Source organism: Gemella haemolysans (assembly GCF_028308085.1).
GTDB classification, from domain to species: Bacteria; Bacillota; Bacilli; order Staphylococcales; family Gemellaceae; genus Gemella; species Gemella haemolysans_D.
In genome coordinates, this window is record NZ_JAQMFS010000058.1 from 1 (window position 1) to 12880 (window position 12880).

13 protein-coding genes are annotated in these 12880 nt (G+C 29.0%); all 13 read left to right on the forward strand.

What is annotated here, in order from left to right; all coding sequences use genetic code 11:
- Window positions 1-529 precede the first annotated feature (529 nt).
- The 13 genes from PNO30_RS04905 to PNO30_RS04965 all read left to right on the forward strand — a co-directional run bounded on the left by PNO30_RS04905 (window position 530) and on the right by PNO30_RS04965 (window position 12810).
- A complete protein-coding gene (locus PNO30_RS04905) occupies window positions 530-1675 on the forward strand; it encodes a glycerate kinase (RefSeq protein ID WP_271987370.1) in 1146 nt (381 codons plus the stop codon).
- Window positions 1668-2531 carry a DMT family transporter gene (locus PNO30_RS04910; protein WP_271987371.1) on the forward strand — a complete coding sequence of 288 codons (864 nt, stop codon included), beginning with the start codon at window positions 1668-1670 and terminating at the stop codon, window positions 2529-2531. The genes PNO30_RS04905 and PNO30_RS04910 overlap by 8 nt, the downstream gene beginning before the upstream one ends.
- A gap of 11 nt (window positions 2532-2542) precedes the next feature.
- On the forward strand, window positions 2543-3361 hold the full coding sequence (locus tag PNO30_RS04915) for a C39 family peptidase (RefSeq protein ID WP_271987372.1): 819 nt from the start codon (window positions 2543-2545) through the stop codon (window positions 3359-3361).
- A gap of 257 nt (window positions 3362-3618) precedes the next feature.
- Window positions 3619-4359, forward strand: a complete 741-nt coding sequence (gene sufC, locus PNO30_RS04920) for a Fe-S cluster assembly ATPase SufC (RefSeq protein ID WP_048801972.1) — start codon at window positions 3619-3621, stop codon at window positions 4357-4359.
- Window position 4360: 1 nt separating this feature from the next.
- Window positions 4361-5647 (forward strand): Fe-S cluster assembly protein SufD, encoded by a 1287-nt coding sequence (sufD, locus tag PNO30_RS04925; protein ID WP_271987373.1) that lies wholly within the window; start codon window positions 4361-4363, stop codon window positions 5645-5647.
- A 5-nt stretch (window positions 5648-5652) separates the two neighbouring features.
- A complete protein-coding gene (locus PNO30_RS04930) occupies window positions 5653-6879 on the forward strand; it encodes an aminotransferase class V-fold PLP-dependent enzyme (RefSeq protein ID WP_271987380.1) in 1227 nt (408 codons plus the stop codon).
- Window positions 6869-7297 (forward strand): Fe-S cluster assembly sulfur transfer protein SufU, encoded by a 429-nt coding sequence (gene sufU, locus PNO30_RS04935; protein WP_003146098.1) that lies wholly within the window; start codon window positions 6869-6871, stop codon window positions 7295-7297. Before PNO30_RS04930 ends, sufU begins: the two co-directional genes overlap by 11 nt.
- Before the next feature lie 35 nt (window positions 7298-7332).
- Complete coding sequence (gene sufB / locus PNO30_RS04940; protein ID WP_271987381.1) at window positions 7333-8712, forward strand: Fe-S cluster assembly protein SufB; 1380 nt, start codon at window positions 7333-7335, stop codon at window positions 8710-8712.
- Window positions 8713-9322: 610 nt separating this feature from the next.
- Window positions 9323-9904, forward strand: a complete 582-nt coding sequence (locus PNO30_RS04945) for a sugar transferase (RefSeq protein WP_271987374.1) — start codon at window positions 9323-9325, stop codon at window positions 9902-9904.
- A gap of 32 nt (window positions 9905-9936) precedes the next feature.
- Window positions 9937-10626 (forward strand): YveK family protein, encoded by a 690-nt coding sequence (locus tag PNO30_RS04950; protein ID WP_271987375.1) that lies wholly within the window; start codon window positions 9937-9939, stop codon window positions 10624-10626.
- Window positions 10627-10630: 4 nt separating this feature from the next.
- Window positions 10631-11290 (forward strand): CpsD/CapB family tyrosine-protein kinase, encoded by a 660-nt coding sequence (locus tag PNO30_RS04955; protein ID WP_271987377.1) that lies wholly within the window; start codon window positions 10631-10633, stop codon window positions 11288-11290.
- Between the two features lie 48 nt (window positions 11291-11338).
- Complete coding sequence (locus PNO30_RS04960) at window positions 11339-12445, forward strand: EpsG family protein (RefSeq protein ID WP_271987378.1); 1107 nt, start codon at window positions 11339-11341, stop codon at window positions 12443-12445.
- Window positions 12446-12453: 8 nt separating this feature from the next.
- On the forward strand, window positions 12454-12810 hold the full coding sequence (locus tag PNO30_RS04965) for a glycosyltransferase (protein WP_271987379.1): 357 nt from the start codon (window positions 12454-12456) through the stop codon (window positions 12808-12810).
- The last annotated feature ends 70 nt before the right edge of the window (window positions 12811-12880 follow it).

A 12880-nucleotide genomic window follows, 5' to 3' on the forward strand; every position in this document is an offset into this window, starting at 1 on the left:
CAAACTTAAAGAAAACAAGAAAAAATCTAAGCAGCAAAATGCTGCCTAGATTTCATTTCCTATTTTTCTCCATGCCCCGAATTTGACAAAGAGCCTGAAAACCACGAAAGTTTAGGGGTAAACTTCGTGGTTTTTTACAGTTATATTATATTAGTCTAAATTTAGGGGATTAGAAACTCGTAGAACTAATATATTTAAAATGTTTACTGTAGCTTACTGGCACAAACATGAGGATTACTTATAATTGTAAAACTAAAAGTAGTTTGCTTCTACAGTTGACAAATTAACACTGTATATTTTTTGATATAATCAAAAAAGTGAGTTCTATTTTTAACCCTAAATATAAAGTAAAAATACTTTACATAATTATTATACTAAAAATAAACGTAAATTTAAAGTATTTGTGTAAATTTTATCAATGAAAATGTTTTTATTTTTTATTTTCATTATTTGAACTTTAATTTAAAGCGATTTAATGATAAAATTAACTAAATAAATATAACAGATTTATAAGGGGAGTTGATATTTTATGAAATTTTTAGTAGCAGTTAATGAATTTAAGGGTTCTTTATCTTCATATGAAATAGGAGAAATAATTTTAAATAAAATAAATAAATCTATTTATAATCATGAAGTGACTATGGAGGTAGTAGCTGATGGTGGTGATGGTTTTTTAGGTTTATTTAAAAATTTTGAAAGAAAACAATTTAGAACTTTAAATGCAGCTCTTGAAGAACACACGGTGAGCTATTTATTAAATAATATTACTAAGGAAGCTGTAATTGAAGTTGCTGAGGTTATCGGGTTAAAACAACTCTCTGAAGATCAAAAAGACCCATATAAGACATCTACTGTTGGGTTAGGTAAATTGATTTCTCATTTATTAGATGAGAGTATTGAAAGTTTTATTATTGGTTTAGGTGGTAGTGCAACTAATGATTGTGGTATTGGGATGCTTAGTGAATTAGGTATTAAGTTTACGAGTATGAGTGGTGAAATTTGTAGCCATGGAATATCTGATTTAAGCAAGATAGAGAATATAAATTTAGATAATAAGATTCAGAAACTTTCTAAGGCTAAATTTACAATTATTAGTGATGTTAATAGTCCTTTGTATGGTAAAGATGGCGCTACATATATTTATTCAAAACAAAAAGGATTAACGGAAGATGATTTTTCTATTGTAGATACTTATGTTGAAAAGTTTTCAGAAAAAGTCTCGGTTGTTGTAGGAAAAGACTATTCATCTTTTCCTGGTAGTGGAGCTGCAGGGGGATTAGGATATGCATTTTTATCTTTCCTAGATTCTACTATACAATCTGGCTCAAGTTTCATGATTAATTATTTAGATTTAGAGAAAATAATTCAAGGTATAGATATAGTAATTACTGGAGAAGGAAAACTAGATAAGCAAAGTTATATGGGAAAAGCACCAATAGAAATAGCTAGAATAGCGAAGAAAGCTAATAAAAAAGTTATTTTCTTAGCAGGTAGTATTCTTGATGAAGAACTGAAGGATTTAAGTAGTGAAGATAAAGGATTAGTAGATGCTTCATTTTCAATTCAAAGAGAATTTCTTTCGTTAGAAAAGGCTATGAATAAGAGTGTAGCTATAAATAACATTGAACAAACAATTGAGCAAATATTAACTATATTGGAGTTTAGGAATGGATAAAAAAAATAACATTTTAATGGGAATATTTTGCATAATAGTAGCAGGATTTGGTTTTTCTCTTATGTCTCTATTTATAAAATTGGCTGGAGATCTTCCATCTATGCAAAAAGGGTTTTTCAGAAATATTATTGCAGTTGGAATCTCGTCAATTCCCTTAATAAAGCATTGGAAGGTTATCAATCTGCCAAAAGATAATATTGAATGGAGTGTGTTAATTTCACGTAGCGTTTTTGGAACAATAGGATTGGTTTTTAATTTTTATGCAATAACTCATATAAGTTTAGCAGATTCAACTATAATACAAAAGTTATCACCGTTTGTAATTTTAATATTGTCGTTTATATTCTTTAAAGAAAAAATGACGGTATTTCAGTTAATATCTATAATTATTGCTTTTATAGGTGTAGGGTTTATCGTAAGACCTACAGGTGATGGTTTTATTAGTATGGGGGCATTGGCCGCCCTTCTAGGGGCCTTTTGTTCTGGGGTAGCTTACACTTGTGTTAGATATCTAGGAACACATAATGTTTCAGGTGAATTTATAATTTTTTTCTTCTCAACTTTATCTACCTTTATGTTGTTGCCATATCTTATTTTTGATTATAGAGATATGACGGTGTATCAATTCTCAATGTTGTTATTAGCTGGAGCATCAGCAACAATAGGACAATATGGTGTAACTTTTGCATATAAATACGCAGCGGCGAAAAATATATCTGTTTTTGATTATTCGCAAGTGCTATTTTCTGGAATTTTAGGTTTTATATTTTTCAACGAGTTACCAGACTTGCAAAGTTTGATAGGATATATTATAGTTATTTCTGTAGGAATAATTTTAGTGAAAAAAAGTAAATAAAGAGGTGTTATATGAAAAGAAAAAACACTAGAATAATAGTTCTTGCTGTTTTGTTAGTTTGTACTATATTGTTATATGGAAAAGTAGCAAATGCTCGTGATGGAATTCAAGGTGTTGTACAACCTTCACCATTTATAACAAGTCCTAATGGTGTTGAGGCTAATCTTCTTCAAAATGCTAATGGAAGTTTAATAGGTCAATTAATCTATTTACAAAGAGAACATTTGCCAGAAGCAGAACAAAAATTATTAGCAAATAATAAAGATGCTACTCAATACGTTCTTGGTTATTTAGCAGGTCAACAAGCTACACCTTTTGAACAGGGTCAAACAGTAGATATAGATAGAAAGTACCCTTATTACATACAATGGGATAAACGATGGGCATATGATAAACTGGGTGGAACTAATATCGCTATTGGGGGATGTGGTCCAACTTGTGTAGCTATGGCTTTAGGAGGAATATTAGATGATAAATCAATAACTCCAAAGAGTATTGCTGAAAAAGAAGACGCCAATGGCTACTTTACTGATGCAGGGACAAAATGGAGCTTTTTCGATTATATAGCTAAAGAATATGGAGTTAAGTCAACAGGTGTTCCATTAAGCAAAGAAGCTATTAATGCAAGTTTAGATAAAGGAAATCCTATTATTGCTTCTGTGCATCCTGGAAAATTCACAACAGTCGGTCATATAATATTAATCACAACAAAAGATGAGGATGGTAATTATATTATTAATGATCCGAATAGTTATACTAGAACTCTAAAAAAATGGTCATATGATGAATTAAAAACAGAGATTGTAGCTATGTGGGAATTTTCAAAATAGAAAAAAATTTTTAAGAACCTTCAATATTAAATATTGGAGGTTTTTTTATTGTATTTATTTTTTAAAAATAGTTTGATTATAATATGTGTTTTAATCGCTATTAATTGGCTATAGTTCTTTCTGTTCAACAAATTTAGCAAACTGATAATTTGATAATAATTATGAAAACCTTTATAATAAATATTATGAAAATAAAGATTATGGGTATTATTATACTTACTTATTAATCGTAAAATATAAAAGATGGAGGAAATAAAATGTCAGTTCTTGATATAAAAAATCTAGAAGTATCAATTAATGAAAAACAAATATTAAAAGGACTTAATTTAGAGATAAAATCTGGTGAAATTCATGCGGTAATGGGACCGAATGGAGCTGGTAAATCTACATTGGCTTCTGCAATTATGGGTCACCCAAAATATGAAGTTGATGGTGGAAGCATCTTATTAGATGGAGAAGAAGTATTAGAGATGGAAGTTGATGAAAGAGCTAGAGCTGGACTATTTTTAGCTATGCAATATCCATCAGAAGTACCAGGAGTACCAACTTCAGAGTTCATTAAATCAGCAATTAATGCTCAACGTGAAGATAGTATTCCTCTAATGCAATACATAAAAAAATTAGACAAAACAATGGAATTTCTGGACATGGATTTAAAAATGTCTCAACGTTATGTAAACGATGGATTCTCAGGTGGAGAAAAGAAACGTAATGAAATTTTACAAATGATGATGTTAGAACCAAAATTTGCTATTCTTGACGAGATTGACTCAGGTTTAGATATCGATGCATTAAAAGTAGTATCAAAAGGTGTTAACAAAATGCGTGGAGAAAACTTTGGTTGCTTAATAATCACTCACTATCAAAGATTATTAGATTACATTGAACCGGATTTCGTTCACGTTCTTATGGATGGAAAAATTGTAAAATCAGGTGGACCTGAATTAGCACTTCGTTTAGAAAAAGAAGGTTATGACTGGTTAAAAGAAGAGGTTTAATATGGAAAATAATAAATTAAAACTTAGTATTAAAACTTTACAAAGCATCTTTTCTAATACGAATGAACCAGAATGGTTTTTAAATACTAGAAAATTAGCTTTATATAAAAGTTATACACTACCTTTTCCAAAATTAGAGTCTATGGAATTAGAAAGATGGAACTTATTTAATGTTGATTTTTCAACTCTAAGATTAGAAAATGAAGGAAATATAGATATAACTAAATATGGAATTAATAATGATGACTTTGCTGTAGTGCAAAAAAATAATACTATTGTTCACATTAATATTCCTGAAAAATATGCAGATAAAGTAGTAATTAAAGATATTTTTTCAGCTATGAATGATGATCATATTAAAGACAGCTTTATGAGTGTTGTTGACTATGCTGAAAGTAAAGTAACAGCTGTTCATTACACATTATTAAATGCTGGATTATTTATTGATGTTAAAGATAATGTGGTAATAGAAGAACCACTTCAATATATTGTTATCTCAGATAGTGAACAAAGTTTATTTAACCATGTTACTATCCAAGTTGGTAAAAACGCCAAATTTAACTTCATTGAAAACTATGTAAATAATCAAAAAGAAGACAAAGCACCATTTAGCTTAGTATCTGAAGTTGTAGCTCATGAAGGGGCAAAAATTAACTACAGCTCTATTACAAACCAACCAGGACAAAAACGAGGAACTATTTTACGTCGTGGATTGACATACAGAGATTCATTAATTAACTGGAATGTTGCAGCGATGGATGAAGCGGATGTATATCATGATAACACAACGAATATTCTTGGTGATGGTTCTGAAGCTAACCTTAAGATTGTTACTTTAGGAGTTAAAGAACAAAAAACTTACTTCAACAGTGAAGTAGTTAACCAAGGCTTAAGTAGTAAAGGTGATATCCTTCAACACGGTGTATTATTAGATAGATCACATATCGTATTTAACGGTGTAGGATTTATCGTAAAAGGTGCGACAGGTTCTAATGCTTACCAAAGTTCAAGAATGCTGACACTTTCATCTGAAGCAAAAGCTGATGCAAACCCAATGTTATTAATAGATGAAAATGATGTTATGGCGGGTCACGGTGCTTCTTTAGGACGTATTGATGAAGAACAACTATACTACTTACAAAGTAGAGGATTAACAAGAAAAGAATCAAGTAGATTACTAGTTCATGGTTTCTTATCTCCAGTAATTTCAGAATTAACAGTAGATAAAATCAAAGAACTTGTAACGATTCTTATTGATGAGAAAATTAACAATAATGAGAGTGAGTAACAATGATAGATTTAAGTAAATATAGAGAAGATTTTCCTATATTAAAAAGAAAGATATCGAATAATGATTTGATATTTTTTGATAACGGGGCTACTACTCAAAAACCGAATCAAGTAATCGATGCTATATCAGATTACTACAGAAATTATAATTCTAATATTCATAGATCTGTTTACACATTAGGTGATGAATCTGAAAAAATTTATGAAGGTTCAAAGGAGCTTGTAAAAGAATTTATTAATGCTAGTAGCTATGAAGAAGTAATTTATACTAGTGGAACTACTGAAAGCTTAAATTTCGCAGCAAGAATATTAGAACAGGATGTTAGCGTTGGAGATGAAATCATCCTTACTTATATGGAACATCACGCTAATATTATTCCTTGGCAGCAACTAGCCAAACGTAAAAATCTAGTTTTAAAATATTTAGAACTAGATGAAGAAGGAAGAATCAGTATTGAACAATTGAAAGAGTTTATCACAGAAAAAACTAAAATTGTATCAATGTGTCATGCTTCTAATGTGTTAGGTAATATAAACCCAGTTTATGAAATTGGAGAGTTTTTAAAAGACAAGAATATTTATTTTGTAGTAGATGCAGCGCAATCCGTTCCTCATTTAAAGATTGATGTTCAAAAAATGGACTGTGACTTTTTAGCTTTTAGTGCACATAAGATGTGTGGACCTACTGGTATTGGAGTACTATATGGTAAAAAAAATCTACTAGAAAAATTTGACCCGGTAGAATTTGGTGGTGGAATGATAGGTATTGTTGAAGATACTTCAGCAACTTGGGCTATACTTCCTGATAAGTTTGAAGCGGGAACACCGCTCTTAGCCGAAGCGGCTGGACTAGCAGCAACTATTAAGTATTTAAATAGTATCGGATTAGAAAACATTGAGAAGTATACTAAAGAACTTACTAAATATCTATATACTGAACTTTCTAAAATTGATAATATAGAAATTTATGGTGTAAAAAATATTGAAGATAGAGTTTCACTAGTATCTTTTAACTTAATAGGTGTTCACCCTCATGATTTAACAAGTTTCTTAGATGAAAAAGGAATTTGCATAAGAGCTGGGCATCAATGTACACAACCATTATTAGGAAAATTAGGAACATATTCGGTAGCGAGAGCGAGTCTATATCTATATAACACAAAAGAAGAAATAGATTTCTTTATTCAAACTTTAAAAGAAACGAAGGAGTTTTTCGAAAATGAGTTTTAGTGATTTAAAAAGTTTATATAAACAAGTAATCTTAGACCATAGTAAACATCCCAGAAATAATGGTGTAATTGAAAATAGCTATAAATTAGAAATGTTAAACCCTTCATGTGGTGATAAAATAACAGTTAGTATGAAATTAGTAGATGATATTATCGAAGATATAAAATTCGTAGGGACTGGGTGTTCGATTTCTCTAGCTTCAGCTTCGATGTTAACTGAGGAATTAAAAGGTTTATCAGTAGAAAAAGCTAATGCCAAAATTAAAGACTTTTTAAATATGATTATGGGAAATGAATTTAATGAAGAAAACTTAGAAGATAGTATTTCATTACAAAATATTTCTCAACTTCCAGCTAGGGTTAAATGCGCTACGTTAGCATGGAAAATTACAGAAAAAATTTTAGAAGAAAATAAATAGAAGAAGGAGTGATTGCATTGAATAAAAATGAAGAAATGTTTACCGATTATCAGTATGGATTTTCAGATAAAGATGTATCTATATTCAAGACTGATAAAGGATTAACAAAAGAAATCGTTAAAACAATTTCTGAAAGAAAAGAAGAACCTAAATGGATGTTAGAATATCGTCTAAATGCATTAAAAGAGTTCTACAGAATGCCGATGCCTACATGGGGTGGAGACTTATCTGAAATAGATTTTGAGGACTTAACATACTATGTAAAACCATCAGAAAAAACAGAACGCTCATGGGACGAAGTACCAGAAGAAATTAAAAATACTTTTGAAAAACTTGGTATTCCAGAAGCGGAACAAAAATACCTTGCAGGAGTTTCTGCACAATATGAATCAGAAGTAGTTTATCACAATATGCATAAACAATTCGAAGAAAAAGGAATTATCTTTGAAGATACTGATACGGCATTAAAAAATCATGAAGAAATCTTTAAAGAATATTTCTCAAAAGCTGTTGATTTCAACGACAATAAGTTTGCAGCCTTAAACTCTGCGGTATGGTCAGGTGGATCATTCATCTACTGTCCAGAGAATGTATCAGTAGAAGCACCGCTTCAAGCATACTTCAGAATTAACAGTGAAAAAATGGGGCAGTTTGAGCGTACATTAATTATTATTGAGAAGAACTCTTCTCTACACTACGTAGAAGGTTGTACAGCTCCAACTTACTCAGCAAGTTCACTACATGCTGCGGTAGTGGAAATCTTTATTAAAGAGAATGCTCGTTTCAGATATACAACTATCCAAAACTGGTCAACAAACGTTTATAACTTAGTTACTAAGCGTGCAATCGTTGAGAAAAACGGTACTATGGAATGGGTAGATGGAAACTTAGGTTCTAAATTAACTATGAAATACCCAGCGTGTATTTTAGTTGGAGAAGGAGCAAGTGGAAGTACACTATCTATCGCTATGGCTAGTGAAGGACAAGTACTTGATGCAGGTTCTAAGATGATTCACTTAGCACCTAGAACATCATCTACTGTTGTTTCTAAATCAATGTCTCGTCGTGGTGGTAAAGTTAACTACCGTGGATGGATTCACTTTGGTAAAAACTCAGAAGGATCTCGTTCAAACATTGAATGTGATACATTAATCTTAGATGAATACTCAACATCTGATACTATTCCTTACAACATCGTTAAAAACTCTAATGTATCTTTAGAGCACGAAGCAAAAGTATCTAAAGTATCAGAAGAACAACTATTCTACTTAATGAGTAGAGGTCTTGATGAAGGACAAGCTACAGAAATGATAGTTATGGGATTCATCGAACCATTTACAAAAGAACTTCCTATGGAATATGCTGTAGAATTAAACAGACTAATTTCATTTGAGATGGAAGGATCGATAGGATAAATTAATAATAATAAAAACTCTAGAAATCTAGAAATAGATTTTTAGAGTTTTTTATTTAGAAGATTATAAATAAACTAAAAAATAATGGATGAGATTAAATTATTAAATAAATTATTATACAGTAATAGGGTATGTATATGTATTATTTTATTTAATAAACATGGGTTAGTGTTAGCTTCTTTTTATTTTGTATTTTATAAAATAATTATATTTTCTCCTATTAAATTTTTTTATTTTGTGCTATAATGTAATTAATAAAAGTAAAGTAATTTATTATCTGTTTTGATAAAAAGTTATATAATTACTACAAATTTTATGGATTATATTTTTAAGTAATAATGTATTTGAATAAATATTTCATCAGTACTAAATGTAAAAAAAAAAGAATGATGTATTAAGAAAATACCTTAAATATAACTACATATAAATACTTTAGAAAGGAGAGTAATGAAGACATAAATAAGTTTTATACTAATCAACAACATTTTTTTATTTAGAATTATAAAATTGACTTTATTTATATATTATGTTATAAATTCCGAACTACTAAGTTCTAAATAACCAAAAAAGTGTATGATTATTATTTTGTTTTTACTGAAGAATATAGAAAATGAAATATTATGATATTCTGAAAAATTGTTTTGAATTTATTTTAAGTATTGTATTATTAATAATTACTCTTCCAATCTGTCTTATAGTATGCTTTGCAATATATTTTGAATTAAGAGTTAACCCTATTTATACGCAAAAACGTGTTGGATTAAATGGTCATGTTTTCAAAATATATAAGCTACGTTCTATGTATATTGATGCAGAAAAGGATGGTCCAAAATGGGCAATCGAAAATGATAAGCGAATTACAAAAGTAGGACGTATTATTCGTAAACTTCGAATTGATGAATTACCTCAACTTGTTAATATTATAAAAGGAGATATGTCGATTATTGGTCCTAGGCCAGAAAGACCAGAATTGATAGAAGAATTTGTTAAATACATACCAGATTTTAATGATCGTCTTCTGGTGAAACCTGGTATTACTGGATGGGCACAGGTTAATGGTGGTTATTTCTTAACCCCGAAGGAAAAATTGGAGTATGATAAGTATTATATAAAAAATAGAGGAGTAAAATTGGATTTATTAATTATTATTAAAACAATACTTGTAATTTTAACTAGACATGGAGCGAGATAATTACGAATCTAATTGAATTTAAGGAGAAAAATATGCGAATATTAAATAATAATATTATAAGAATAGTTAATTTTATTAAAAAGAAATTACTGATTTTGTTGATATTCATACTAAGTGGAGTAGCTGCAGTAAGTGCGTATACGGTTTTTGTTATTACTCCTGTTTATAGTGTGTCGTCTACATTAATTATGAAAAGTTCTAGTGAGAAGAATGATGATTCTAATGCTTTAACGTCTATTAATTTATTACAGAGACAAGTTAAAACATATCTAGAAATATCAGAATTACCAAATATTAGAGAAGAAGTTAATAAATCACTTGATTTAACTGAAAATGAAATAAAGAATATTAAATCTATAAAACTTACAAATGATTCGGGTTCACAGTTGCTAACACTTACGATACGTTCAACGGACAGAGAATTAGCCGAACGCTATGCAAAACAATATATAATTGATTATAAATCATTTGCTGCTGATAAAATTGGAAGAGACGATTTATCTATTGTTACTGATGTAGTTGGAAGTAATAACCCTGTATATCCTAGCTTATGGAAAAATATGCTTATATCATTTATAATATTTACTTTTATTGGACTTAATATTATATTTATTCGTTTTATAATGAGTGATTCAATAGATTCACTAGACGATTTGGAAGAATTAGCAGGTGTTTCAGTATTAGGTATGATACCTACTGTAAAAGAAAAAGAAAGAAGGTGAAAATATGTATATAGAAGTTATTCATAATAGTAAGTCTATTGCATCAGAATCATATAGAACACTAAGAAGTAATATACAGTTTTCAAATTTCGGGAGAAATTTAAAAATAATTGTAATAACTAGCGCAAATCCTAATGAAGGGAAAAGTGAAGTTAGTTTAAACCTTACTGCATCTCTTGCTCAACAAGGTAAAAAAGTTATTCTAATAGATGCAGATATGAGAAAACCAACTCAACACAAATTGATAGATAAGAGAAATAAAACAGGATTAAGTAAATTGATACTAGGAGAAATAAGCGAGGATGCAGTATGTCATTTAAATGTAAATGATGTGGAATTTGATGTTTTAACTTCTGGACCAGTACCGCCTAATCCATCAGAAATGCTAGTAAGTTCTACTATGGAGGATATTTTAAATTCTTGTATCGATAATTATGATTACATAATAGTAGACACACCACCTTTATTAGCTGCTACAGACGCTCAGATAATGGCTAGGGTTGCGGATGCGACTTTACTAGTTGTTGATATGCAAATAAGCAAACGAAGACAAATTATAGAAGCAAAAAAAAGATTGAATAATGTTGGAGCTAGACTTTTAGGAGTTGTTGCAAATAAATTAGAAACACATGAGAATAGCTATTATCATTATAATTATAAATAAAATAGTTAAATCTATTATAAATAGATAATAGCTTAGAAAGGAGTAGGAATGTTACTATATATTTTTATTTTTGTATATCTTGTAGGATTATCTACAATATATACTTACTTTGAAGAGAAAAAAGATGAAATAAAATTGTTAACAATTCCTACTTTTATTTTATTCTTAGTAGTTGCTGGATTTAGAAATTCTAGTGTTGGAGGAGATCTTAATTTCTACGTATCTGTATTTAAAGATAATTCTTTACAAATACCAGAACTATTAAATATTTTTAATTCTAGATTTGAAATAGGTTACATTATTCTCAATAACTTATTAAGATCTATCTCTGAAAACTATACTATATTATTATTTTCTTTTTCGATAATAACTTTATATATTTGGTTTTATGTATTTTGGAATTATTCTAAAAATATTTATATTAGTTTATTAATATATTTTAGTTCTCTTGGGATGTTATTGTACTCTTTTTCTAATATTCGTCAAGGTTTAGCAATTTCAATAGGCTTACTAGGGTTTCATTATTTCGTTAAAGAAAAATACATAAAAGGAATACTGTGTATTTTAATTGCACCTTTGTTCCATATAACTGGAATTATTTGTATTTTATTTCTAGTATTGAGAAAGATTCATTTGAGTTTGAAAGTTTTTGTAGTTGTTCTTTTAGGATTAATATTAACATTTCCTTTATTAAAGAATTTTTCAGAATTTTTTGTTAATATATTTCCTCAATATATTTCATATTTAGAATCTTCTTGGTTTTTAGATAGTTATAAACTTGCGCCTATTGTGTTGTCTATAGTTTATCTTATATTATTTGTAATAGGCGAGATAATTTTAAAGAATAGTGAACTAACTGAATCAGAAGAATATATTAGAATGTTATTTTTCTGTTATTTAATATTTACAATCACAACAATGCAAACTAGCTTGTTAAGTAGATTTGCTCATTATTTTTCACCGTTTGCTTCCCTTTATGTTCCAATATTTTTACATAAGGTGACTGACAAACGAATCAAATGGATTATATTCTATTTCATAGTAATAGTTTATGCGTTATTTTTATTAGTAATAGTATATTATAAAGTAGAATGGTATAACGTTGTGCCATATAGATCTGTAATCATAGATTGGTTAATAGGAAAGGAGTTATAGAATGAATTATGGAGTTTTCAGTTTTAATGACAGTATATGAAAAAGAAAAACCTTATAATCTAAGGAAAAGTTTGTTAACTTCTTATCATCAGACTATTAAACCAACTGAAATCATTTTAGTTTGTGATGGAATATTAACTCAGGAGTTATATGATGAAATTGAACAAATAAAAAGTGAAATTCCAATTTTAAAGGTGTATCAACTGGACACTAATGTAGGTTCAGGTCCAGCATCTTGTTTTGGAGTGGAAAAGTGTAATACAAACCTAATTGCTAGAATGGATAGTGATGATTATTGTGTAGAAACGCGTTTTGAAAGACAAATTAAAGCCTTTGAACGAAATGATCTGACCCCAAAAAGTTAGACTTAGGATAGCGTAGTAGTTATAATGACTGCTACGCTATCTTTTTTATATTTATACAGTCATATGTTCT

Bases quoted from the DNA above. Each gene is read 5' to 3' on its own strand.
- PNO30_RS04905 (WP_271987370.1), top strand. From the start codon at position 530: ATGAAATTTTTAGTAGCAGTTAATGAATTTAAGGGTTCTTTATCTTCA.
- PNO30_RS04910 (WP_271987371.1), top strand. From the start codon at position 1,668: ATGGATAAAAAAAATAACATTTTAATGGGAATATTTTGCATAATAGTA.
- PNO30_RS04915 (WP_271987372.1), top strand. From the start codon at position 2,543: ATGAAAAGAAAAAACACTAGAATAATAGTTCTTGCTGTTTTGTTAGTT.
- sufC (WP_048801972.1), top strand. From the start codon at position 3,619: ATGTCAGTTCTTGATATAAAAAATCTAGAAGTATCAATTAATGAAAAA.
- sufD (WP_271987373.1), top strand. From the start codon at position 4,361: ATGGAAAATAATAAATTAAAACTTAGTATTAAAACTTTACAAAGCATC.
- sufU (WP_003146098.1), top strand. From the start codon at position 6,869: ATGAGTTTTAGTGATTTAAAAAGTTTATATAAACAAGTAATCTTAGAC.
- sufB (WP_271987381.1), top strand. From the start codon at position 7,333: ATGTTTACCGATTATCAGTATGGATTTTCAGATAAAGATGTATCTATA.
- PNO30_RS04945 (WP_271987374.1), top strand. From the start codon at position 9,323: ATGAAATATTATGATATTCTGAAAAATTGTTTTGAATTTATTTTAAGT.
- PNO30_RS04950 (WP_271987375.1), top strand. From the start codon at position 9,937: ATGCGAATATTAAATAATAATATTATAAGAATAGTTAATTTTATTAAA.
- PNO30_RS04955 (WP_271987377.1), top strand. From the start codon at position 10,631: ATGTATATAGAAGTTATTCATAATAGTAAGTCTATTGCATCAGAATCA.
- PNO30_RS04960 (WP_271987378.1), top strand. From the start codon at position 11,339: ATGTTACTATATATTTTTATTTTTGTATATCTTGTAGGATTATCTACA.
- PNO30_RS04965 (WP_271987379.1), top strand. From the start codon at position 12,454: ATGGAGTTTTCAGTTTTAATGACAGTATATGAAAAAGAAAAACCTTAT.